This is a genomic window from Enterobacter cloacae complex sp. 394I7, from assembly GCF_057320345.1.
The window spans coordinates 1,560,099-1,583,673 of sequence record NZ_JBXWCR010000001.1; the positions used below are offsets into that span (position 1 = coordinate 1,560,099).

The window sequence follows — 23,575 nt, forward strand, 5'->3', positions numbered from 1 at the left end:
ACGCGGCCCGAAGGCCGCGCAAACGGATAATCACACTTACTTATTTTTCTTGGTATTACGGCCATATACCAGCCACGTAATCACTACGCAGGCGATATAGAAAACGAGGAAGACTTTCATTGCCCCTGCCGGAGAGCCGGTCAGGTCCAGAGAGATACCGAACGCTTTCGGAATAAAGAAGCCGCCAATTGCGCCGATGGCAGAGATAAAGCCCAGTGCAGCAGCCGTATCCGTCGCGGCTTCACGCATGGCCTGCTCTTCGCTTCCGCCCTGCGCTTTAACGCGATCCATCGTCAGCTTGCGGAAGATAACGGAAATCATCTGGAAGGTCGATGCGCTACCCAGACCGGCCGTCAGGAACAGCACCATAAACACGCCGAAGAAGGCGGTAAAGTTCCCCCCCTGGCCATTGGCGGGCAGCGTCAGGAACAGCAGCGCACAGAAAACAGCCATGATCACAAAGTTCACCAGCGTCACGCGTGTTCCGCCCAGACGGTCAGACACCATCCCGCCCAGTGAACGCGCCAGGGCACCGATGAACGGACCAAAGAAGGCAAACTGCAGGATCTGCACTTCCGGGAACTGTGTTTTGGACAGCATGGCAAAGCCTGCGGAGAAACCGATAAACGACCCGAAGGTTGCCAGATAAAGCAGCGCCATGACCCACAGATGCCCGCGTTTCAGCACCGGCAACTGCTCGCTCAGCGAAGCCTTAGATGCCGACAGATCGTTCATAAAGAACCATGCCGCCAGGGTGAAGACCACCAGGAACGGAACCCAAATCCACGCCGCATTTTGCAGGTACAGGGAAGAACCATCCGCCTGCTCGACGCCACCGCCACCAAAGGCTGCAAAAATGGAGACAGAGATTGCCAGCGGTGCAATTAACTGCATCACGCTTACGCCCATGTTTCCCAGACCGCCGTTAATACCCAGCGCACCGCCCTGCTTCGCTTTCGGGAAGAAGAAGCTGATGTTCGCCATACTGGAGGCGAAGTTAGCGCCAGCAAAACCGCACAGCAGGGAGATAATCACGAACACGCTGAAAGGCGTGGAGGTATCCTGCACCGCAAAACCCAGCCACACGCAAGGTACGATCATGATGCCCGTACTGAACGCCGTCCAGCGACGACCACCAAACACCGGCACCATAAACGCGTAAGGGACGCGCAGCAGCGCACCGGACAGCGACGGCAACGCGGTCAGCATAAACAGCTGATCGGTCGTAAAGGTAAAACCCACTTTTGGCAGATTGACTGCCACTGCACTAAACAACATCCATACGCAAAACGCTAACAGCAAACACGGAACGGAAATCCACAGATTCCGGCTCGCTATACGATGGCCGCGCTGTTGCCAGAACGCCGGATCCTCTGGACGCCATTCAGTAATAACGGCACCATTTTCCCTTTCGGGAGCGGATGAGTGACTCATAGACACCTCTGATTCTCGAATGATGCTGCAAACATTAGGGTTTTAGGGCGGCGGTAAGTTGATATAAATCAAAGGAAAAGTGGGAGGTTTTACAGCGCGAAAAAAGCCCTTATCCTTAGTGAGTAGGCTATTTCAGTAAAAAAGACGTGGTTTTTCACGGCACTGAAGCGTCCCCGATACCGCCTCCTCCTGCCGCTTACTCCGTTGGCAATTTAGGGGTAATCCTTTATTGGTATGGGTATACTCCTGGGTATGCACCAGAATAGCGCCATTCCTGCAAGCAGGCCACGTCAGGAGCCCGGCAACTCTATGTTAAAAAGATGTTTATCTCCGCTAACACTGGTTAACCAGTTGGCACTGATCGTTATGCTGTCCACCGCCCTCGGTGTGACCGGTATGGCGATTTCTGGCTGGCTGGTACAGGGCGTACAGGGTAATGCGCATGCCATCAACGAGGCAGGCTCTCTACGCATGCAGAGTTATCGCCTGCTGGCGTCGGTACCGCTGACGGAAGACGATCAGCCTTTGATCGACGAAATGGAGCGTACCGCGTTCAGCCCGGAGCTGGAACGTGCCGCCATCCGTGACGGGCAGGAATCACAGCTTAAATCCCTGCAAAACTACTGGCACACCCAGCTTCAGCCTGGTCTGAAACAGGCACGCAATACTGAGACCGTAGCACGGGACGTCGCGGGCTTTGTGTCGCGCATTGACGCGCTGGTCTCCTCTTTCGATCAGACCACAGAATTGCGTATCGACCGGGTGCTGATGGTTCACCGTGCCATGGCGTTGTTTATGGGGCTGCTGCTGATTTTCACCATCCTCTGGCTGCGCGCCCGGCTGTTGAACCCCTGGAAACAGTTGCTGGCAATGGCCCGCGCGGTAACCGCACGCGATTTTACCCAGCGCACGCATATCAGCGGGCGGAATGAAATGGCGATGCTGGGCCAGGCGCTCAATACCATGTCGGAAGAACTCTCCGAAAGCTACGCCGTGCTGGAAAAACGCGTGCAGGAGAAAACGGCAGGGCTGGAGCAGAAAAACGAAATCCTCTCCTTCCTGTGGCAGGCCAATCGTCGTCTGCATATGCAGGTGCCGTTATGTGAACGCCTCTCGCCGGTGCTGAATGGCCTGCAAAATCTGACCTTGCTGCATGACCTGGAGCTGCGGGTCTACGATGTTGAAGATGAAGATAATCATCAGGAATTTACCTGTCAGTCCGACATGTCCTGCGATGACAAAGGCTGTCATCTTTGCCCGCGAGGCTTGCCGCCCCTCACCTCCGGCGGTACGACACTGAAGTGGCGACTGACGGACAGCCATACCCAGTACGGTATCCTGCTGGCCACGCTGCCCGCCGGGCGGCATCTGAGCCACGATCAGCAGCAGCTGGTCGATACGCTGGTCGAGCAGCTGACCGCTACGCTGGCGCTCGACCGCCATCAGGAAAAGCAACAGCAGCTGATCGTCATGGAAGAGCGTGCGACTATCGCGCGCGAACTGCATGACTCCATCGCCCAGTCGCTCTCCTGTATGAAAATGCAGGTCAGCTGTCTGCAGATGCAGGATGTGGAGATGCCGGAAAGCAACAAACAGCTGCTGAGCCAGATCCGCAACGAACTCAATACCTCATGGATTCAGCTTCGCGAGCTATTAACCACCTTCCGCCTGCAGCTGACCGAGCCTGGCCTGCGCCCCGCGCTGGAGTCCAGTTGCCATGAATTTAGCGCCCGACTGGGGTTCCCGGTGAAGCTTGATTATCAGCTGCCGCCGCGGTTTGTCCCCTCCCATCAGGCGATTCATCTACTGCAGATCGCCCGTGAAGCCCTGAGCAACGTGCTCAAACACGCTGACGCGACGGCGGTCACCGTTACCGTCAGCCAGCACGATAATCAGGTCAGGCTCACGGTTCATGACAACGGCTGCGGCGTGCCGGAAAATGCCGAAAGAACTAACCATTATGGTTTAATTATCATGCGAGACCGCGCCCAAAGCCTGCGCGGTGATTGCCAGGTTCGCCGGCGAGAGACAGGTGGCACGGAAGTCGTGGTCACCTTTATTCCCGAAAAACCGCTCACAACTGCTCAAGGAGAAACCCATGACTAATCAGGAACCGGCATCCATCCTGTTGATCGACGACCATCCGATGCTGCGTACTGGCGTTAAACAGCTGGTCAGCATGGCACCCGATATCACCGTCGTTGGCGAAGCCAGCAATGGCGAACAGGGCATTGAGCTTGCCGAATCGCTTGATCCCGATCTGATCCTGCTCGATCTCAACATGCCGGGCATGAACGGTCTGGAAACGCTCGACAAGCTGCGGGAAAAATCGCTCTCCGGACGCGTAGTGGTCTTTAGCGTCTCAAATCATGAAGAGGATGTGGTGACGGCGCTCAAGCGTGGCGCGGACGGCTACCTGCTGAAAGATATGGAGCCAGAAGATCTGCTCAAGGCCCTGCAACAGGCCGCCGCGGGTGAGATGGTACTGAGCGAAGCCTTAACCCCGGTGCTGGCCGCCAGCCTGCGGGCAAACCGCGCCACCTCGGATCGCGATGTCAGCCAGCTAACGCCGCGTGAGCGCGATATTCTGAAGCTGATTGCCCAGGGCCTGCCGAATAAAATGATTGCGCGTCGCCTGGATATCACCGAAAGCACGGTCAAAGTGCATGTGAAACATATGCTGAAGAAAATGAAGTTAAAATCCCGGGTTGAAGCCGCGGTATGGGTACACCAGGAACGTATTTTTTAAGCATTACTCATCCGGCAGCAGCTTCCAGCGCGGATCGTCGGTGGGTAATGCCACAAGCGGTTGCGCCACAGCCAGCGTGATCTCATTGGACGAGACGCGCTTGCCATCATTATCTTCGACCACCACCGAAAGCCGCCAGCGGTTGCTCGCGCCTTCACTGTCATCCCAGGCAGGCATAATCACGCTCCAGCCGTCTTCGCTGGTATTGTTGGCCGGCGATGTCAGACTCAGCGCCTGCGTATCTCCCTGCCAGTGCAACTGGCGAATCCCGTGCTTACTGCGGATCTGCAGCTTAAGCATCACGGTTTCGCCCCCTTTAAGATCCCACGGCGGTGTCGCCAGGTAGACGGACAACGTTTTGCTCTGGCGGAACTCCATCACCGGCAGGTTATCCCGCTCTGGCGAATCATAGCGACTGCCGCGCAGAGAACGGGTGGCGGCGACTTCACTGGCAGAAAGTTGCTTCACCAGCGGCACGCCAAAGCGGTAGTTGAGTTTGAGGCCAAGATTATTCTGGCTCACCCCACTCTCCCCTTGCTTATGCCCGGCGGTGAGGGTCACCAGCGGAACGGGGGTATAATTCAGCCCCAGATTGACCGCCACCGGGTTGTGATAACCGGTACCGCTGTTGAACAGGTCAACGTTATCACCAAAATATTGCTCAAAACTGACGCTGGTATTCAGGTGATGGAACCACGGCAGCCACGCTTTAGCGGTCACGTCGTACCCCCGGGCCATGCGCTGCTCCTGAATGTCAGAGCGATCGCGCCAGCCGGCAAAGGGCTGATAATAGTTCGCAGACAGACGCAGGTTCTCGCCCCACACTTCCGCACCTAACCCGGCACGCTGCAGGTTTTCATCCAGCAGGTTGTCGTAAAAGGTGTTGTAGCCGAGCAACCATTTTCCGGCAACCCAGCGCTGCCCAATGCCGGCATTGCTCACCAGACCGTCAGTTTGCTGCGTCAGGCCAAGCTGGCTCCAGCTCAGATAACGGTTGTTATCGTTCCACGGAATAAACCAGCTGCCGCTGCTGCCGTTAAATTTGCCGTCGTCATCCACCAGCAAGTTCACGCTGGCGTTCCCCCACGGCGAAAGCCAGGATTCAATATGCTGGTTCACTTCGCCGCTCACCGCGTCACGCACCTTGCCAAAGGCAAACTGACGCGCCTGCTCGCCTGTCGTCAGGCCGTTATCGGTCATACTGGCTTCACCAAACGCTTTCGCCATTTCTGCCAGATGTTTTTCGCCCTCGGTCGTGGGCGCCGCCATGCCGAGATCGGGCAGATTATCCCCGTTGTTATCAAAGGGGTTCTGTGCCTGTTGCACAAAGGAATTCGGCGCACCGTGAACGGCTCCGACCGGAATGAGGGGGAGTAAAGCAAGCAAACGAAGATGAGATGAAACAGCCATTAACGTCGTAAGAAATACCCGATGCTTACGTGAGAACACCGGGTACCTTACCGTTATTCCTCACGTTTTGCAGCCTTAAGAGGAATTTTCCGGAATATCCTGAAACATTGTTTTTAGTTCAGGCACACAGGAGCCGCAGTTCGTTCCGCAGCGCAGCCTGGCACCCAGCGCCGCGACGGAATCACACCCTCCCCCAATCGCCTCGCGTATGACGGTTTCCCCCACGCTGAAACAGCTGCAGATGATCCGGCCCGGATCGACACTGTCCCCGGTTCCCTGTCCATTCAACAACGCGTGGCGCTCAGCAAGCGTCACGGGAGATGAACGAAACGCGGCTTCAATTACCGCGTGCGCCAGTGTCGGTAACGCAGTGCCTTCCCAGAACCCGAGCATCAGTTGTCCGTCATGCCAGGCCAGTACGCTGCTGCGCTCGCTGGTCTGCGCGACCTGCAGCTGCCAGCCCCGTTCACTGGCGTACTGCATAACCCACGCCAGCAACGGCTTATCCCCCGCCACCGTCAGACGTGAGACTTTACGCCACCAGCAGACAGAGGGGGGAAGCTCCGGCAGTTCACGGGCATAAAGCTCACCCTGCCAGCCCGGCTGCCAGGGCATAATCCTGACGGACGTCTGTTTACTCTCGGGCTGACCGGACAGCGGGTCACAGCGCCCTTCCACCAGCGCATTCACCTTCCCCTGGCGGGCAAACTGGGCATTCCAGTGCATTGGCACAAACAGCTCACCTTCTCGCTGCCCGTCAGTGATGCGCACTCTTGCCAGCATCACCCCACGCGGAGAACTGATGCGCGCCAGCTGTCCGTCGCACAGTGAGAAGCGCATGGCATCTGCGGCGCCGATCTCAACACACGGCTCAGCACTATGCTGCATCAGTTTCGGGACGTACCCCGTCCGGGTCATGGTGTGCCACTGATCGCGGATACGCCCGGTATTGAGAATCAGCGGGTATAGCGCGTTTATTGCCGCACCGTGTGGCTGAGGCTCTACCGGCACAATTTCCCGGCGCGCAAAGGCCCCCGCTGGCCACTGATAAGGCTCAAGCCGGTCCCATTCCTCACGGGTAAGTGACGCCAGTTCATGAAGGTTAAACGCCCGCGCACCGTCATTTTCAAAGGCCGAGAGCGCTGCATGCTCACAAAAAATTTGCTGCGGATGTTCCCAGGCGAAGGCTTCACCATAGCCCAGCGCCTGTGCCACCCGGGCGATGACCCACCAGTCCGGTTTGGTCTCACCTGGCGCCGGCAGAAAGGCGCGCTGGCGCGAAATACGCCGCTCGGAATTGGTTACCGTACCGTCTTTCTCCCCCCACGCCTGTACCGGGAAGCGGATATGGGCATAGCGGCTGGTGTCGGTCTCCTGCATCACCTCGGAGACAATCACCAGCGGGCAATGTTCCAGCGCCTGGCACACCGCGTGGCTGTCCGGCAGCGAGACGGCAGGATTGGTGCCCATGATCCACACCGCTTTCACTTCGCCGCGGGCGATCGCATCAAACAACTCCACCGCCATCAGGCCCGGCGTCTGGGCCAGTCTTTCCGTACCCCAAAAACGCGCCACCCGTGAAAGAGACTCCGGCTCGAAATTCATGTGAGCGGCAAGCTGGTTCGCCAGCCCACCCACCTCCCGCCCCCCCATCGCGTTAGGCTGTCCGGTCAGCGAAAACGGTCCGCAACCCTGACGGGCGAATTTTCCGCTGGCCAGATGGACGTTGATGATGGCATTGCACTTGTCGCTGCCGCTTGAGGACTGATTAATGCCCATGGTGTAGAGCGTGATGGCCCGGGGCGCAGTCACAAACCAGTCGTAGAAGGCCCCCACGTCTTCGGTTGAGAGGCCACAAAACTCAGCCACCCGGGCGATGGGCCACGCGTCGGTTCCCTGAATCAGATTGAGTAAACCGACAAACAGCCCGGCGTCACTGCCGGGCGTAAGCGCCAGATGCAGGTCAGCAATATCGCAGGTGGCCGTTTTGCGTGGGTCGATAACCACAACTTTCATCGCAGGATTGTTCTGGCGCGCCTGTACCAGCCGCTGATACAGCACCGGGTGGGTCCATGCCGCATTCGACCCGACCAGCACCACCAGATCGCTGTTTTCCACATCCTCATAGCTACACGGCACCACATCTTCACCAAACGCGCGCTTGTAGCCTGCCACCGCGGACGACATACAGAGCCGCGAGTTGGTATCAATGTTTGCCGCACCGATAAACCCTTTCATCAGCTTATTGGCGGCGTAATAGTCCTCAGTCAACAGCTGGCCGGAGGCGTAAAATGCCACCGCCTGCGGTCCCCAGGTGTCGATGATGGTCTGCAGCCGTTCACCTGCCGCCGCCAGCGCCCGGGGCCATTCCACCTCCTGCCCGTCGACCACCGGGTGCAGCAGTCGCCCCTGCAGACCGGTCGTTTCGCCTAATGCCGAGCCTTTAACGCACAGGCGTCCAAAACTGGCGGGATGGCGTTCATCTCCGCGCACGGTAACCTTCTCACCCTCAACCGTTGCGATCACGCCGCAGCCCACCCCGCAGTAAGGGCACGTCGTTCGGGTTTCACTCATGACGCCTCCGCACGCAAGATCTGCGCGTCGTTCCCGACCCACACCTGACCATTTTCTATTTTCACCGGCCAGGCGCGCACCGCAGGTTCCCCGTTATCGACCTGACAGCCGTCGCGCAGACGGATACGCTGCTTATAGATCGGAGAGATGACCACCGGCTCGCCGGCAGCATCGCCGAGAATACCGCGTGAAAGCACGTTTGCTGTGCTGCCCGGCTCGAGGTCGTCGAGGGCATAGACAGATTGACCAAAGCGGAAAAGCGCAATCGGTTTTCGCCCCAGCCGGGCGCCGATCCCCGCCTGCTCAGGGATCTCATCGATAGCGCAGACCGCTTGCCAGCGTTTATTCTCCTCCACCGGCTGACGGTTCGCTTCGGTACGGAACAGCGCCAGACGGCTCGGATCGTTAAGCGTGGTCTGCCATTCACACTGGTAGGTTTCCACCACGCGGGCCATCTCCTGTTCCAGCTCGTGCGCAATGCCCAGGCTGTCGTGAAGAATCACCTCGCGCAGGTAATCGATCCCCCCTTCCAGATTGTCCATCCACGTACTGGTACGCTGCAGGCGATCCGCCGTGCGGATGTAGAACATCAGGAAACGGTCGACGGTGCGGATCAGCGTCTCGTCATCCAGATCGCTGGCAAAGAGATCCGCATGGCGCGGTTTCATGCCGCCGTTACCGCAGAGATAAAGGTTCCAGCCTTTGTCGGTCGCAATGACGCCCACGTCCTTGCTCTGAGCCTCCGCACATTCACGGGTACAACCGGACACGGCCATTTTAATTTTGTGCGGCGCGCGTAAGCCTTTATAGCGGTGCTCAAGCGTGACCGCGAGACGCGTGGAATCTTGCACGCCATAGCGGCACCAGGTCGACCCGACGCAGGATTTCACCGTGCGCAGGGATTTACCGTACGCGTGACCGGTCTCAAATCCGGCCTCCACCAGCGCCTGCCAGATCGCCGGCAGCTGGTCGAGCGTGGCGCCAAAGAGGTCGATACGCTGTCCGCCCGTGATTTTGCTGTACAGCTGGTAGCGTTTGGCGATCTGGCCGATAGCTATCAAGCCGTCGGCCGACACTTCCCCTGCAGGCATCCGGGGCACGATGGAGTACGTCCCGTCTTTCTGAATATTGGCAAAATAACGGTCGTTGGTGTCCTGCAGCGGCAGATGTGCCGGTTTCAGCAGGTACTCATTCCAGCAGGAGGCGAGCACTGACCCCACCAGCGGTTTACAGATTTCGCAACCGTGCCCCTGCCCGTAACGGCTGATAAGCTGGTCGAAGGTACGAATATGATTGACGCGCACCAGGTGATAGATTTCCTGACGCGACCACGGGAAGTGTTCGCAGATGTCCTTTTTTACCTCCACGCCCTGCTCCGCAAGCTGGTACTCCATCACCTGTTTCACCAGCGCGCTGCATCCTCCGCAACCGGTCGCGGCTTTGGTGCACTGTTTTAGGGCTCCAATATCCGCGGCACCGGCACTTACCGCCTGACAGATATCACCTTTGCTGACGTTATGGCAGGAGCAGATCTGCGCACTGTCAGGCAGTGCCGCCACGCCGAGGGCTTTTGGCGCGCTCCCGGCGAAGGAAGGTAAAATCAGCGTTTCAGGCTCTTTGGGCAACGCTATGCCGTTGAACATCATCTGCACCAGGGTCGCATATTCGCTGGCATCCCCCACCAGTACGCCGCCCAACAGGGTTTTATTGTCCTCACTGACCACGATCTTTTTATAGATTTGCTGCGGACCATGCGTCCATTGATAGCTAAGCGCGCCGGGTGTTCTTCCATGGGCATCGCCAAACGAGGCCACATCTACCCCCAGCAGCTTCAGTTTGGTGCTCATGTCAGCCCCGGTAAAGGCGCTCGCCTCTCCCGCCAGCGTGGCCGATGCCACCCGCGCCATCTGATAACCCGGGGCGACCAGGCCAAAAATTTTACCCTCCCACAGCGCACATTCGCCGATAGCGAACACGTCTTTATCAGAAGTCTGGCACTGGTTATCAATGCAAATCCCGCCGCGCTCTCCGGTCGCCAGGCCACTGCTGCGCCCCAGTGCATCCTGCGGGCGAATACCTGCAGAGAAGACCACGATGTCAGTTTCCAGCTGTTCGCCGTCCGCAAAGCGCATTACCAGCCCGCCGTTCGCAGAGACGATGTCGGTGGTGGCTTTGCTGGTGTGAACGCCCACGCCAAGCGCTTCGATTTTTTTGCGCAGCATGGCCGCGCCGTCGTTGTCGAGTTGTACCGCCATCAGGTGTGGCGCAAACTCCACGACGTGCGTTTCCAGGCCCAGCTGTTTCAGGGCATTCGCGGCTTCCAGTCCCAGCAGGCCACCGCCAATGACCACCCCGCGACGGGATTGCTTTGCCTGCGCGGCGATGTTATCCAGGTCGTCCAGCGTACGGTAAACAAAGCAGCCTGGCAGCGTGCTGCCCGGTACCGGAGGCACAAACGGGTACGAGCCGGTCGCCAGCACCAGTTTGTCCCAGTGGGTTTCATGCCCACTGGCGGTACACACGACGTGTGCGTCGCGATCGATACTCACAATTTGCTGCGAGAGGCGAAGCTCAATGCCGTGTTCAGCAAAGAAATCACCGTCCACCAGCGAGAGCGATTCTGCGCTTCGTCCGCCAAAATACTCTGACAAATGCACACGATCGTAGGCGGCATAGCGCTCTTCGCCAAAAACGATAATCTGGTACTGCCGGTGCAAATTGCGCTTCACACAGTCTTCGAGAAAATGATGGCCGACCATACCGTGTCCAACCACCACCAGCGTAGGTTTTGTCATAGCGTTTTGTCCTGCAACCTGCGGTTGCGTAGTGAATCGATTGAACAGCCAGTCCGCGTGGGCGGGTGCAGCCGTTGCCAGTAAATCGGTGAATGTTGCCGCGTTGCGGCAATCCCCCATCAGCAGCACGCCAGCAAGCGCACCGCGATGCAGTAACAAACGGCGATAGTGACGGGTCAGCGGATCCCAGGCGCTCCAGACCACATCGTCCGGCAGAACCTCTGCTCGCCCGGCGCTGAACAACTCCACACCGGGCACTTTGAGGCGCATGCCGCTGTCGGTCAGGGCAAATGGCGTGCTAGCCTCCCCAGCCAGCCGGGCGGCGAGGATATCTGCCTGCGCCAGGCAAGGTGCAACCAGGCCGAACGTCTGGCCGTCGATTTCACAGCACTCACCAATGGCGCTGATCGCCGGGACTGAGGTCTGCATCTGGTGGTTAACCACAATGCCGCGGACACAGTGAATGCCGCTGGCTTTTGCCAGTGCGACATTGGGCTGCACGCCGGTCGCCAGCACCACGCGAGAGGCGTTAATCTTGCGTCCGTTGTGTAACGTCACGGCATCCGCCGCAATGGCGGTCATTCCCGATGACAGTTCGCAGCGAACGCCGCGCTCCGCCAGCGCCTCTTCAAGCAAAACGCCTGCCTGGCGATCGAGCTGCTGTTCCATCAGCCACGCACCACGATGCACCAGCGTGACGTTGTCACAAGACCGGGTCAGTGCCGCAGCGACCTCGACGCCGAGCACCCCACCGCCCAGCACTACAGCTGGCCCCGGGTTCTCCTGAATCGCGCGGATATCGGCCAGCGTACGAAAGGTGAAGACATGCGGAGCGTCACCGCCCGGAATGGGGGGTACAAAAGGCGCCGACCCGGTGGCAAAGACCAGTTCGTCCCAGGCCAGCGTGGTTGCTGTGGTATGGACCTCGCGTTTCTCAACATCCACGGAGAGCACCTTTTCGCCCCGTCGTACCGTCACACCCCGTGCGTGATACCAGGCGTCATCCTGCAGGCGGATCTGCTGCGCCTGTTTTTCCCCGCCCAGTACCGGCGAGAGCATGATGCGGTTGTAAGCGTGTTCCGACTCCTCGCCAAACACGGTGATCGTGAAGCGACCGGGCGCACGCTCGGTCAGCGAGGCAATCAGCCGTGTTGCGGCCATCCCATTACCGATAACGATCAGTCGCATCACCGCCTCCGTTACGCCGCTTTAGGCTGTTTTTCATAGAGGAAATGGAGGATCTGCTGACGCATATGGTGATAGCGGCTATCGTCCGCCAGCTGAACCCGATTGCGCGGGCGAGGCAGGTCAACGTGCAGCACCTCGCCGACGGTGGCCGCCGGGCCGTTAGTCATCATCAGTACCCGGTCAGAGAGCAGCACAGCCTCGTCCACATCGTGGGTGATAAGCACGATGGTGGTGTTCAGCGCCTGCTGGATTTGCATCACCGAGTCCTGCAGATGCGCGCGCGTGAGCGCATCCAGCGCGCCAAACGGTTCATCCATCAGCAGGACCTTAGGCTTCATCGCCAGCGCACGGGCAATGCCAACGCGCTGTTTCATGCCGCCGGAGATTTCCGAAGGCCGTTTATGCAGGGCATGCCCCATCTGGACGCGATCGAGGTTGTGTTCAATCCACTCCTTGCGCTCCGCCTTGCTCATGGTGCGGCGAAAGACCTGATCCACCGCCAGCGCAACGTTGTCGAAGCAGGTGAGCCACGGCAGCAGAGAATGGTTCTGAAACACCACCGCACGCTCAGGTCCTGGCCCGGCGATTTCGCGGTTATCGCAAATCAGCCCACCTTCGGTCGGCAGGGTGATCCCGGCAATCAGGTTCAGCAACGTCGATTTGCCGCACCCGGAGTGGCCAATCAGGCTCACGGTTTCGCCTTCGTGAATATCAAAAGAGACGTTCTGCAGCGCCAGAAACTCGCCGCTGGCGGTAGAAAAACGCTGGCTCACGGCCTGGACCTGAATTAATGGTTTCATCTTCGCTCCTTATTTTTCCTGCCAGCTAAAGCGACGGGCGATCAGCATCAGCCCCTGCTCCAGCAGCAACCCGACCACGCCAATGATGACGATGGCGATGAGAATGTTTTCGACGTTGAGGTTGTTCCACTCATTCCAGATCCAGAAGCCGATCCCCAGCCCACCGGTGAGCATCTCGGCGGCGACAATGACCAGCCAGGCGATGCCAATCGAGAGGCGAACCCCGGTCAGCACCGCGGGCAGCACGGCCGGGAAGAGGATCCGCCGCATGATGGTCCACTCGGAGAGCTGCAGCACGCGGGCAACGTTGAGGTAATCCTGCGGAATACGACGTACCCCTTCGGCGGTGTTAATCACCATTGGCCATATTGAACAGATAAAAATGGTCCAGCTGGAGGCGGGCTCCGCTTTCTGGAACAGCAGCAGGCCGATAGGCAGCCAGGCTAAAGGACTGACCGGGCGTAACAGTGCAATCAACGGGCTGAACATGCGCGAACAAAAGGTGAAGCGACCGATCAAGAAACCGAGCGGGATCCCCGCGAGCGCCGCCAGACCAAAGCCCACCGCCACGCGCTGCAGCGAAGCGAGCACGTTCCAGCCGATACCCATATCGTTTGGCCCGTCGCGGTAAAACGGGTCAGCGAAGAGCGTTAATGCGGAATCCAGCGTGCTGAGCGGCGTCGGGAACCCTTTGCTGTTGATCGCGGCCAGCTGCCAGAGCAACCCCAGTAACCCGAGCCCCAGCAGCGCCGGGATCACGCGCTGCAGAAGGTCATTCATCCGTCGCGTGAACGTCGGTGCGCGGCGGCGAACCTGCACCGGAGGGAGGGTAATCACTTCCCCGCTCGCCGGCGTCTCGTCTTTCGATTTCGTGCTGTGCAGATGCTGCATAATCAGGCCCCTTTACGGTGAATAGCGAAGCGGTTGGCGTAACCGTCCGGATCGGTACCGTTCCAGACGGTACCGTCCATCAGGGTGCTGCTGCGATACGGTGATGACGGGGTGGATATGCCTCCCACCGCCGTGGCGGCATCCTGCCAGACCGAGGTCTGGTTAATGCGCTGCGCGATGGCGGCATAATCCGGCGCCGATTTGAGCAAGCCCCAGCGGCGGAACTGGGTTAAAAACCACATCCCGTCGGAGAGGTACGGATAGCTGACGGCACCCTCGTTGAAGAAACGGATCGGATGCGCATCCTGCCAGCGCTGGCCAAGCCCGTTGTCGTACTCTCCCAGCATCCGTCCGGTGAGATACTGCTCTTTGGTGTTCAGCCACGCCCGGCGAGCGAGGATTTGGGCGGTCTCACGTTTGTTGTCTGGTGATGCATCGATCCAGCGTGCGGCTTCCAGTACCGCACTCACCAGCGCCCGCGCGGTGTTCGGGTTTTTCTCCACCCAGTTGCGACGTGTGCCAAGAATTTTTTCCGGATGATCGGCCCAGATCGACTGGGACGTTGCGGCGGTAAACCCGATTCGGTCGTTAATGGCGCGCGCATTCCACGGCTCACCAACGCAAAAGCCGACCATGTTGCCAATCCGCATGTTCATCACCATTTGTGGCGGCGGCACAACCACGGTCCGGACGTCATCGAACGGATTAATGCCCGCGCTGGCCAGCCAGTAGTACAGCCACATCGCATGCGTACCGGTCGGGAAAGTGTGTGCGAAGGTGTAAGTGCCGGGTGCCTGCTGCCCAATCAGCGTTTTCAGCCCGTCAAGATCGCGAACGCCCTTCTCTGCCAGATCGCTGGAGAGCGTGATGGCTTGACCGTTCTGGTTCAGGGTCATCAGGTTTGCCATCTGCTGTGGCTTACCGGCAAGCCCCAGCTCCAGCCCGTACAGCAGGCCGTAAAGAATGTGGGCGGCGTCCAGTTCGCCTGCCACCAGCTTATCGCGCACGGCTGCCCAGCTTGCCTCTTTGGTTGGCACGATGGTGATGCCATATTTTTTATCAAACCCCTTCAGCGCCGCGATAACCACCGGCGCGCAGTCGGTTAACGGTATAAACCCGATGCGCACCGTCTCCTGCTCCGGTTTATCCGAGCCTGCCGCCCACGCGGCCTGCATGACACCCGGTAATAACATGGCGCCGCTCGCCAGCATGCTGGCCTGTAAAAACCGCCGTCTCGACAAATCCGCCATGACCACTCCTGAAAAAAAGACAAAAAAAAGCGCCCACCCGTGCCGAAGCACCGCTGGACGCCTTTATCCCGAAGACAGATGCACCGCCGTTGGCGCACCGTCAAAAATGGTTAATCAGATAATGCAAAGGGAATGCCAGGTTTTACTGCCCTGTTTTTTGGGCGTTTACCGGGAAATCTCCACGACCGCGCACCTCAATCAGGCACTAAATGCCCACTCATTGTGCAGCTACTCCTTAGGGGTTACCTGCCACAAGCTCTTCACGGTGAGCAGCGCGCGGGCGATATCTACCATGCGCTGATTTTTGTCCATCGCCATTTTACGCAGCGCCGTCCATGCCTGTTCCTCACTCATCTTTTGATGGGTCATCAGTACGCTTTTCGCTTTATCGATGGTTTTGCGCTCTTCGAGCGTATCGCGCAGTGACGCGAGCTGACGGGAAAGCTGTTCTATCTCGCGCGCCTGCTGGCGAACCAGGGTTAACAAGGGCTTATCCGGATAAGAGGCCAGCGGATCGTCCTGCTCCTCAGCCGGTAGCGTGTAGTCCTCCTGTCGATGGATACGCTCGTCCACCGCGATCATCAGATCGGCGATAACCATCTCCTCCAGGGTACGCAGATGCTCAAGGCGTGCCGTTTGCAGAGCAAACCAGGCCAGTGCGGTATGGCCATTGTCAGCGGCTGGCTGGCGGGTACAGGCCACGCGCCTCAGTTGCTCCGTCTCACGGTCAGGCTGGCAATTCTGGGAAAAGGTGGTTTGCACATCCGCCGTGCTGTGGGTCATGAAAATCTCGAAGCAGGCCTGCTGCCCGTCAATCCGGTCCACCAGCCGCTGACGGATGCCATCGTCAAAATAGCCCTGCGTGAAGCCAATGGCGCCCAGCGCCCGCTCTTGTCCCGCCAGCTCTTTACCCTGCATCAGGCTATAAAGCGCGACAAAACGGCCTGCGATTTGCGGATCGTCAATGCTGTCATTAAGCTGCGGTACGATACTGAGCAGATGACGCAGGATGCGACAATAGTGATCCATCGCCTGCGGGGCCGTGATGGTTTGCTGAATAACGCCGTCACGAAGGGCTGACAGGTTATCCAGACTGAGCAGCGCGGCGGCTATACGTTCGCACACGCCGCTGCCCTGGAACGGGGAGTGATTATCCAGAACGTCATAAAGCGCAGTGAGGTTCTCATTCACCAGCGCCCGGCTCGCTTTGCATTCGGCAGCGTACAGCTTACCCTGTGAGCAGAGCCAGACGTTAGAGGCTCCACGCTCGCACTGCAGCATATGCACCAGCAGACTGATGGCGTTAACCAGCACGCCAAGCTGTGCCAGCCTGCTCAGTTGCTCCCGGCGCATCGACCTTGCACGCTGGAGCCATTCGGTCGCACCTGGCGAAATGCCAGCCATAAATGTCATGCTTACTCTCCCGGACAGCGAAACCCCGGATAGCTAAGCAATATTCGTGCCTTTTAAAAGAACAGGAGTCAACATGCAGAAGATTGTTATCGTCGCCAACGGTGCGGCTTACGGCAGCGAATCCCTTTTTAACAGCCTGCGTCTGGCGATCGCGCTACGTGATAAAGAGAGTGAACTGGAGTTACGGCTCTTTTTAATGTCGGATGCGGTCACCGCCGGGCTGAAGGGGCAAAAACCGGCAGAAGGCTACAACATCCAGCAGATGCTGGAGATCCTGACTGCGCAAAACGTTCCGGTCAAACTGTGCAAGACCTGCGCCGACGGGCGCGGCATCACGGGATTGCCGCTGATTGAAGGTGTGGAAATCGGCACGCTCGTTGAACTGGCCGAGTGGACTCTGCGCGCCGATAAAGTATTAACTTTTTAATAATAAACCCGTAAAAATATTATTTTCTTATGGACGCGGTTTCAGCATCAAGTTTACCTGCAGGGTTGCCGATAGGCATGGAAACAACACAGCAGGTATTTCACTTATGTTCAGATCCATTCGTGCACGCATCATTGCCGCGACGACAGGTTGTCTGGTCGTCGCCCTTCTTCTTAATACTGTCATCAATTTTCAGGTCACACGCCAGGATAACCAGCAGTCACAGCGCGACATCCTGACCAGCACCAGCGCCAGCCATAACATGGCGATTGCCGACTGGGTGAAGAGCAAAATGACGGTTATCGCCTCCGCACAAACCGTTGCGCTCAGTGACGATCCGGTTCCGGTCTTTAAACAGCTTGCCCAGGCGGGTGGGTTCACTAACGTATACGTTGGCTATGCCAGCAAAACGGCGAAATTCTCTGAACCAGCGGGCGTACCGGCGGATTATGACCCCACGATCCGTCCCTGGTATCAGCAGGTCGTAAGCCAGGATAGCCCGGTCGTGACCGCGCCTTACGTTGACGCCGGTAGCGGAAAACTGGTGGTGACGTTTGCCGTGCCGGTGAAAGAAAACGGTACTCTGAAAGCCGTGGTGGCTGGCGATGTGGCGATGGACAGCGTGGTAGCTAACGTGCGCGGGATCCACCCAACCCCGGCAAGCAGCGGGCTGCTGCTGAATAGCGATGGCACCGTCATTGCCGCCAGCGACCCTGCCCTGACGCTTAAACCGTTCGCCGAAACCCTCAAAGGCATCGACTTTGCGGCGCTGAAAAGCGGAAACCCGGTAAACGGGACCTTCAATGGCGCCGAAAAAACCTTCGTGGCAACCGCCGTGCCGGGTACGAACTGGATGCTGGTTGTTGCCCTGGACACAGGCGATGCCACCTCCGGAATGCGCTCGCTGCTGAAAGCCTCGGCCATCTCGCTGGTGATCCTGGCCTTACTCAGCGGCGCCATTGTTCACTTCCTGATTGCGCGTCTGCTGAAGCGCCTGTCTGACATTCGCGATGCGATGCATAACATTGCGAACGGCACTAACGATCTGTCGCAACGCCTGCCGGACAGCGGCGATGACGAAGTGGCGCAGATAGCGCAGGCGTTTAACGCCTTCAGCGACAAGCTCTCGGTGGTGATGGTACAACTGCGGGATGCCAGCGCATCGGTGAAAAACGCCGCGCGGGAAATTGCGGCAGGTAACCAGGACCTCTCAGGGCGTACCGAGCAGGCCGCCTCCAGCCTTCGCGAAACGGCCAGCGCCGTGGAAGAGATCACCGCGTCAGTAACCCAGTCGAACGAGTCTGCGGCTGAAGCCAATGACCAGGCGAGTAAGGCCTCTGCGGCGGCGGCTCGCGGCGGCGAGGTGGTATCTCAGGCCATCAGCACCATGCAGTCCATTGAAGTGGCTTCCGCGAAGATTGGCGACATCACCAGCGTGATTGACGGGATTGCCTTCCAGACCAATATCCTGGCGCTGAATGCCTCGGTGGAAGCCGCACGCGCCGGAGAGCAAGGCCGTGGGTTTGCCGTGGTGGCCGGCGAAGTGCGTAATCTGGCCAGCCGCAGCGCGCAGGCCGCGAAAGAGATTAAAACGCTTATCGATTCCACCACTAACAGCGTGGCTACCGGCTCCCGCTACGTTCATCTGGCCGGGGAAAGCATGAACGAAATCCGCTCCAGCATCGGTAGCGTGTCGGGCATCATGCGTGAAATCTCCATCGCCACCAGCGAGCAGATGAAAGGTATCCAGGAGATTAACCATGCGGTGACCCATCTGGACAGAATGGTTCAGCAGAACGCCGAACTGGTGGTGCAATCTGCCGCTGCAGCCGGCGCGCTGCAGAGCCAGGCGGGCGACCTTGCTGAAACTGCCGGGCATTTCCGCATTTAATTTTAGGGTGGCGCGCGTTCAGCGGGCAAAACGCGCGCCAGAGTAAATTTTCAGGAATTTTGTCATTTTTGTTTAATCGTTACGCCATTTTTTGATCAAAGTCAGCATCCTCACCCTCCCCCTTTGGTGTTATGCCATGAGTGAATTGTGAACAATATCACGCTCGGATATGGCAGCAGGGAGAGCGTTGTTTAAGACTACGGGGTAAAAAATGGCACTGGTAAAAACAAGTTTGAAATTGTTTGGCGGGGATACGGTCGTGGTGCGGTGTTCTGAGCGCTGCCGCATTCATTTGATGAGTTCGAAAGCACAACAACACTCGCAGGCGGATATCCTGACCGTGCAGGATGACAAGGCATGGCTTACCGTGCCGTACACCGGCACGTGGGATGTCCTGATTGACAGCCATAGCCAGTCACTGGAGCATTCCGTAAGCTACGTTGCTGCATAAGAGACAAACGCCCGGCCTGCTCACGCAGCCGGGCGCATTCTCAGGCAAAACCGGGACGCAGCGTATTATTCAGCGGGTTCCCTTCCAGCAGCGCTTTCACTTTCACCACCAGCTCATTCAGACAATCGTCCTTCATGCCGAGGCGCGTCAGCTCCTGGTCGAGCGAAAAGAGATACTGCGCGTTGGTGCCCAGCGGTCCACTGGCGGCAGCGATCAACGGGGCAATAACCTGCGTGCGGGTATCCGCTTCATACAGCGGATGGCGCGGATCCATAATAAACACCAGCGCGTTAACGGTACGTCCGTCATCAAGTTCCAGCTTGCACCAGCTCGGCATATAGCAGCCGGTGATCATCTCGCGCTTCCACAGCAGCGTCAGTTCGTCTTCCAGCGTTGCATCCGGCAGGCGGTAGGCCACCCCCGTGGTGCGTCCGCCCTCTTTTAGTGCAAGCATGCGTCCCGGCTGACACGCGCTACCTCGACCGGCCGTCAGGCGCAAACAAAATGCGCGATGCCAGCCAGGAAGTGTGCCTGTTGCCGATTCGACAAATTCGAGAGCCGGGTTCCACATCAGCGAACCGTAGCCAAAAATCCATACCGGGCCATCATCCGGGCGGCACGCCAGCGTGGCAGCGAGCGACGCCGCACGTTGTTCAGCTGACCAGAGAAGCGATTCCTCAATAGCACCAAATGCCGTCTTACAATCTGCCTTCATTAAGAAATCACGCGTTAACACTTTCCACCTCCGCCACTGCATGCTTCCTTGCGACATCTGTAATCCGCCCTCCCGGCATTGTGTGCTGGTCATTTTGCCAGCAGTTGAGTAACGATAAGCAATTCACGGGCCAGTTGCAATACAACGGAAGTTCAACCGCCTGAAAAGTCAAAACGAAGGCAGCGAATGATTTCACGGCTATTTCTTTTTATGCCATTTATCGTCGTCTCCTTTCTCATATTCATGTTTTACTGCGGCCCAGGCGACTTTGTGCGCGGTCTCTTCACGGCTGGCATCATCACGTCGATCTTCTTTATCTTTATACTGATCCCAGGCGCTGTTAAAGGCCTCTTTGTAGATATCCTGCGCGTGCGCGGGCAATACGTGTTGCACGCTGTCTGGTAATTCGCGTTTCGTTTTATATGGCATCGCTAACCCCTCTTTTGGTTAAAGAGATAAGTGTGGACGACGATACGGCAGGGTGCCAGTCAATTGAGAATTATGCGTAAATGATAATTTTAATATTATGTTATTAAAGGATTAATTATAGAACACACCATATTATCGACACCACACAGCCAAAACATTACAAACAGTAAAATTGAGTAAAAAATCAAGGGTATTTAACAGAGATCTGTTAATTTAATGACCGAAAATTCTATCTATAATTACAAGCACCTGCATTGATGGAGAAGCACATGACAGCAGCACACGAGGCGGTGAAGACCCGCCACAAGGAGACATCACTCATTTTCCCGGTCCTGGCACTGGCTGTGCTGCTCTTCTGGGGAAGCAGTCAGTCACTGCCAGTGGTAGTTGGTATCAATATTCTTGCTCTGGTGGGTATCTTAACCAGCGCCTTTAGCGTTGTTCGCCATGCGGACGTATTAGCCCACCGCCTGGGTGAGCCTTACGGCTCGTTAATTCTCAGCCTTTCGGTGGTTATCCTCGAAGTCAGCCTGATTTCCGCGCTGATGGCGACCGGTGACGCCGCACCGACCCTGATGCGTGACACCCTCTACTCCATCATTATGATTGTGACAGGTGGTCTGGTGGGCTTTTCACTGTTACTGGGCGGCCGCAAATTTGCGACCCAGTACATGAATCTGTTCGGCATAAAACAGTATCTGATTGCCCTTTTCCCGCTGGCAATTATTGTGCTGGTCTTCCCGATGGCATTGCCGGGGGCCAACTTCTCAACCGGTCAGGCGCTGCTGGTTGCGCTGATTTCCGCAGCCATGTACGGCGTGTTCCTGCTGATTCAGACCAAAACGCACCAGAGCCTGTTCGTCTATGAACATGAAGATGATGGCGACGACCCGCATCACGGTAAGCCGTCGGCTCACAGCAGCGCGTGGCATACGGTTTGGCTGATCGTACATCTGATTGCGGTTATCGCCGTGACCAAAATGAACGCCAATCCGCTGGAGACGCTGTTAACCGAGCTGAATGCTCCGGTCGCGTTTACCGGTTTCCTGGTGGCGCTGCTTATCCTGTCGCCTGAGGGTCTGGGGGCGTTGAGGGCGGTGCTGAACAATCAGGTGCAACGCGCAATGAATCTGTTCTTTGGCTCGGTCCTGGCGACTATCTCACTCACCGTGCCGGTGGTGACGCTGATTGCCTTTATGACCGGTAACGAGCTGCAGTTCGCGCTGGGTGCGCCAGAGATGATTGTGATGGTGGCTTCACTGCTGCTGTGTCAGATATCCTTCTCGACCGGGCGCACCAACGTGCTGAACGGCGCGGCGCACATGGCGCTGTTTGTGGCCTATCTGATGACAATATTTGCCTAAGCGTTGTTCAGTGAGGCTCTGAGGCCACACCCGACACCTCTTCCATCGGAAGAGGAATAACAAAAAAAAACCCGCCGAAGCGGGTTTTTTTATTAGTGGCTGGTATCCAGCTCGTCGAAACTCTTCACCAGATCGTCAATCGCTTTGATCTGTTTCAGGAACGGCTCCAGTTTAGCCAGCGGCAAGGCGGACGGGCCATCGCACTTCGCGTTGTCCGGGTCCGGGTGCGCTTCAATGAACAGACCGGCCAGGCCAGTCGCCATACCGGCGCGCGCCAGCTCGGTGACCTGCGCACGGCGGCCGCCAGAAGCTGCACCAAACGGGTCGCGGCACTGCAGCGCATGGGTCACATCGAAGATAACCGGAGACTGGTTGGACACGTTCTTCATCACGCTGAAGCCGAGCATATCAACGACCAGGTTGTCGTAACCGAAGTTTGCGCCACGATCACACAGGATCACTTTGTCGTTGCCGCCTTCGATAAATTTATCGACGATGTTACCCATCTGGCCAGGGCTCACGAACTGAGGTTTCTTCACGTTGATGACCGCGCCGGTTTTCGCCATCGCTTCCACCAGGTCCGTCTGACGCGCCAGGAACGCCGGCAGCTGGATAACGTCGACAACGTCCGCAACAGGCTGCGCCTGAGAAGCTTCGTGCACGTCGGTGATCACTTTCACGCCAAAGGTCTGTTTCAGTTCCTGGAAAATTTTCATCCCCTCTTCCAGGCCCGGGCCACGGTAAGAATGAATGGAGGAACGGTTGGCTTTGTCAAAAGAGGCCTTAAACACGTACGGGATACCCAGTTTCTGGGTCACGGTCACGTAGTGCTCGCAGATACGCATCGCGAGATCACGGGATTCCAGCACGTTCATACCGCCAAACAGCACGAACGGCAGGTCGTTTGCCACGTTGATATCACCAATGCTAACCACTTTTTGTTTCATAGGATCGCCTTATTCAGGTGTGAATCGGAATTAAGATTAATGCAGTGTAATTTGTTTGTGCGAGATCGCGTTGATCTGCGCACGAATCATTTCGCTAATCGGGTCTTCCGGGCATTGCTCAACGAAATAATTCAGATCGTTCAGCGCCACATGCTCGCAATCAAGCTGGGCATAAATCAGCCCGCGATCGCGGATTTCGTACGGATCTTCCGGATTAAACTGCAGCAGCACTTCACTGGCACGTAATGCCAGCTCCATCTGACGCTCTTCCATCAGCGCAGATTTCAGCGTATCCAGCAGTTTACGGATCACCTCGGCGTTATCCGCCTCGTCGAGATCTTCATTAAAGAGCTCGGCAACCGGGCTGATATTGCCTTTTAACCAGACGTCCAGCGTATGCTCATCCAGCGTATCGCCATTAAACGGATTAATGAGCCACATCTCACCGTCCAGCCACTCCGCTCGCAGGATCATCTGCGTCGGGAAAATGACCGGCACCAGTGGAATATCCAGACGATGCGCGACCCACAGCAAAATGGAACCCAGCGCAACCGCGCTGCCCTGACGATTTTTTAAGACCTGATCCAGCCATAGTGCGTCAGACAGACGATACACGCCACGCGTGTCGCAGAAACCCCATTCGCCGTAGAAAAGCTCAAGCAGCTTCTCTAATTGCCAGTCCTGCGGGCGCGCCTGATTGATCTCTTCACGCGCCAGGCTGACCAGATTCTCCAGCTCTTCGTAGACGTACTGCGACGTAAAATCGTCGCGGATCATCTCCGAAATCAGGATCATGCCATCGCAAAGCGGCACTTTATTAAATTCGAAATCGGCTAAGGACCTCATG

The 23,575-nt window shown here is 57.5% G+C and carries 18 protein-coding genes; 6 read left to right on the plus strand and 12 right to left on the minus strand.

The window, feature by feature from the left end; genetic code table 11:
- Positions 1–36: 36 nt before the first annotated feature.
- Positions 37–1,434, minus strand: coding sequence for a NarK family nitrate/nitrite MFS transporter (locus AC2FAP_RS07595; RefSeq protein ID WP_020882361.1), 1,398 nt, complete (start codon positions 1,432–1,434; stop codon positions 37–39).
- A 309-nt stretch (positions 1,435–1,743) separates the two neighbouring features.
- Here AC2FAP_RS07595 and narX point away from each other — a divergent pair, with 309 nt between their 5' ends.
- Together narX and narL are read left to right on the plus strand one after the other, a co-directional pair.
- Entirely contained in the window at positions 1,744–3,540 is a 1,797-nt protein-coding gene (gene narX / locus AC2FAP_RS07600; RefSeq protein WP_410384817.1) for a nitrate/nitrite two-component system sensor histidine kinase NarX, read from the plus strand.
- Complete coding sequence (gene narL / locus AC2FAP_RS07605) at positions 3,533–4,183, plus strand: two-component system response regulator NarL (protein ID WP_003856701.1); 651 nt, start codon at positions 3,533–3,535, stop codon at positions 4,181–4,183. The genes narX and narL overlap by 8 nt, the downstream gene beginning before the upstream one ends.
- A gap of 3 nt (positions 4,184–4,186) precedes the next feature.
- Here the strand turns inward: narL and AC2FAP_RS07610 are convergent, their stop codons facing one another.
- The 7 genes from AC2FAP_RS07610 to nasR all read right to left on the minus strand — a co-directional run bounded on the left by AC2FAP_RS07610 (position 4,187) and on the right by nasR (position 16,504).
- Entirely contained in the window at positions 4,187–5,593 is a 1,407-nt protein-coding gene (locus AC2FAP_RS07610) for a YchO/YchP family invasin (protein ID WP_032669735.1), read from the minus strand.
- Positions 5,594–5,668: 75 nt separating this feature from the next.
- Complete coding sequence (locus tag AC2FAP_RS07615; protein ID WP_449541715.1) at positions 5,669–8,167, minus strand: nitrate reductase; 2,499 nt, start codon at positions 8,165–8,167, stop codon at positions 5,669–5,671.
- Positions 8,164–12,150, minus strand: coding sequence for a nitrite reductase large subunit NirB (gene nirB, locus AC2FAP_RS07620; protein WP_449541716.1), 3,987 nt, complete (start codon positions 12,148–12,150; stop codon positions 8,164–8,166). Before nirB ends, AC2FAP_RS07615 begins: the two co-directional genes overlap by 4 nt.
- Before the next feature lie 11 nt (positions 12,151–12,161).
- Positions 12,162–12,950: an ABC transporter ATP-binding protein gene (locus tag AC2FAP_RS07625; protein ID WP_014170481.1), complete on the minus strand. Its 789-nt coding sequence runs from the start codon at positions 12,948–12,950 to the stop codon at positions 12,162–12,164.
- A gap of 9 nt (positions 12,951–12,959) precedes the next feature.
- A complete protein-coding gene (gene ntrB, locus AC2FAP_RS07630) occupies positions 12,960–13,841 on the minus strand; it encodes a nitrate ABC transporter permease (RefSeq protein ID WP_025203918.1) in 882 nt (293 codons plus the stop codon).
- Positions 13,842–13,843: 2 nt separating this feature from the next.
- Positions 13,844–15,091 carry a CmpA/NrtA family ABC transporter substrate-binding protein gene (locus AC2FAP_RS07635; protein WP_449541717.1) on the minus strand — a complete coding sequence of 416 codons (1,248 nt, stop codon included), beginning with the start codon at positions 15,089–15,091 and terminating at the stop codon, positions 13,844–13,846.
- Between the two features lie 228 nt (positions 15,092–15,319).
- On the minus strand, positions 15,320–16,504 hold the full coding sequence (nasR, locus tag AC2FAP_RS07640; protein WP_153852539.1) for a nitrate regulatory protein NasR: 1,185 nt from the start codon (positions 16,502–16,504) through the stop codon (positions 15,320–15,322).
- A 73-nt stretch (positions 16,505–16,577) separates the two neighbouring features.
- Here nasR and AC2FAP_RS07645 point away from each other — a divergent pair, with 73 nt between their 5' ends.
- From AC2FAP_RS07645 to AC2FAP_RS07655, 3 genes are all read left to right on the plus strand, one after another.
- Entirely contained in the window at positions 16,578–16,931 is a 354-nt protein-coding gene (locus AC2FAP_RS07645) for a DsrE/DsrF/TusD sulfur relay family protein (protein WP_160890445.1), read from the plus strand.
- A 106-nt stretch (positions 16,932–17,037) separates the two neighbouring features.
- Positions 17,038–18,822, plus strand: a complete 1,785-nt coding sequence (locus tag AC2FAP_RS07650; RefSeq protein WP_014170487.1) for a methyl-accepting chemotaxis protein — start codon at positions 17,038–17,040, stop codon at positions 18,820–18,822.
- Between the two features lie 211 nt (positions 18,823–19,033).
- A complete protein-coding gene (locus AC2FAP_RS07655; RefSeq protein WP_014170489.1) occupies positions 19,034–19,273 on the plus strand; it encodes a DUF1883 domain-containing protein in 240 nt (79 codons plus the stop codon).
- A 40-nt stretch (positions 19,274–19,313) separates the two neighbouring features.
- On the opposite strand, the gene AC2FAP_RS07660 is transcribed toward AC2FAP_RS07655, so the two are convergent.
- Together AC2FAP_RS07660 and chaB are read right to left on the minus strand one after the other, a co-directional pair.
- Positions 19,314–20,009: a gamma-glutamylcyclotransferase gene (locus AC2FAP_RS07660; RefSeq protein WP_020882351.1), complete on the minus strand. Its 696-nt coding sequence runs from the start codon at positions 20,007–20,009 to the stop codon at positions 19,314–19,316.
- A 177-nt stretch (positions 20,010–20,186) separates the two neighbouring features.
- A complete protein-coding gene (chaB, locus tag AC2FAP_RS07665; protein ID WP_032680829.1) occupies positions 20,187–20,417 on the minus strand; it encodes a putative cation transport regulator ChaB in 231 nt (76 codons plus the stop codon).
- A 269-nt stretch (positions 20,418–20,686) separates the two neighbouring features.
- On the opposite strand from chaB, the gene chaA reads away from it, so the two are divergent.
- Positions 20,687–21,781 (plus strand): sodium-potassium/proton antiporter ChaA, encoded by a 1,095-nt coding sequence (gene chaA / locus AC2FAP_RS07670; protein ID WP_020882349.1) that lies wholly within the window; start codon positions 20,687–20,689, stop codon positions 21,779–21,781.
- A 92-nt stretch (positions 21,782–21,873) separates the two neighbouring features.
- Here chaA and kdsA read toward each other — a convergent pair whose 3' ends face one another.
- Both kdsA and sirB1 read right to left on the minus strand, forming a co-directional pair.
- A complete protein-coding gene (gene kdsA, locus AC2FAP_RS07675) occupies positions 21,874–22,728 on the minus strand; it encodes a 3-deoxy-8-phosphooctulonate synthase (RefSeq protein WP_014170494.1) in 855 nt (284 codons plus the stop codon).
- Positions 22,729–22,764: 36 nt separating this feature from the next.
- On the minus strand, positions 22,765–23,574 hold the full coding sequence (sirB1, locus tag AC2FAP_RS07680; RefSeq protein WP_014170496.1) for an invasion regulator SirB1: 810 nt from the start codon (positions 23,572–23,574) through the stop codon (positions 22,765–22,767).
- Position 23,575: the final 1 nt, after the last annotated feature.

Bases quoted from the DNA above. Each gene is read 5' to 3' on its own strand.
- kdsA (WP_014170494.1), bottom strand. From the start codon at position 22,728: ATGAAACAAAAAGTGGTTAGCATTGGTGATATCAACGTGGCAAACGAC.
- chaA (WP_020882349.1), top strand. From the start codon at position 20,687: ATGACAGCAGCACACGAGGCGGTGAAGACCCGCCACAAGGAGACATCA.
- narX (WP_410384817.1), top strand. From the start codon at position 1,744: ATGTTAAAAAGATGTTTATCTCCGCTAACACTGGTTAACCAGTTGGCA.
- ntrB (WP_025203918.1), bottom strand. From the start codon at position 13,841: ATGCAGCATCTGCACAGCACGAAATCGAAAGACGAGACGCCGGCGAGC.
- AC2FAP_RS07655 (WP_014170489.1), top strand. From the start codon at position 19,034: ATGGCACTGGTAAAAACAAGTTTGAAATTGTTTGGCGGGGATACGGTC.
- AC2FAP_RS07635 (WP_449541717.1), bottom strand. From the start codon at position 15,091: ATGGCGGATTTGTCGAGACGGCGGTTTTTACAGGCCAGCATGCTGGCG.
- AC2FAP_RS07645 (WP_160890445.1), top strand. From the start codon at position 16,578: ATGCAGAAGATTGTTATCGTCGCCAACGGTGCGGCTTACGGCAGCGAA.
- narL (WP_003856701.1), top strand. From the start codon at position 3,533: ATGACTAATCAGGAACCGGCATCCATCCTGTTGATCGACGACCATCCG.
- AC2FAP_RS07625 (WP_014170481.1), bottom strand. From the start codon at position 12,950: ATGAAACCATTAATTCAGGTCCAGGCCGTGAGCCAGCGTTTTTCTACC.
- AC2FAP_RS07650 (WP_014170487.1), top strand. From the start codon at position 17,038: ATGTTCAGATCCATTCGTGCACGCATCATTGCCGCGACGACAGGTTGT.
- AC2FAP_RS07615 (WP_449541715.1), bottom strand. From the start codon at position 8,167: ATGAGTGAAACCCGAACGACGTGCCCTTACTGCGGGGTGGGCTGCGGC.
- nirB (WP_449541716.1), bottom strand. From the start codon at position 12,150: ATGCGACTGATCGTTATCGGTAATGGGATGGCCGCAACACGGCTGATT.
- AC2FAP_RS07610 (WP_032669735.1), bottom strand. From the start codon at position 5,593: ATGGCTGTTTCATCTCATCTTCGTTTGCTTGCTTTACTCCCCCTCATT.
- chaB (WP_032680829.1), bottom strand. From the start codon at position 20,417: ATGCCATATAAAACGAAACGCGAATTACCAGACAGCGTGCAACACGTA.
- AC2FAP_RS07595 (WP_020882361.1), bottom strand. From the start codon at position 1,434: ATGAGTCACTCATCCGCTCCCGAAAGGGAAAATGGTGCCGTTATTACT.
- sirB1 (WP_014170496.1), bottom strand. From the start codon at position 23,574: ATGAGGTCCTTAGCCGATTTCGAATTTAATAAAGTGCCGCTTTGCGAT.
- nasR (WP_153852539.1), bottom strand. From the start codon at position 16,504: ATGACATTTATGGCTGGCATTTCGCCAGGTGCGACCGAATGGCTCCAG.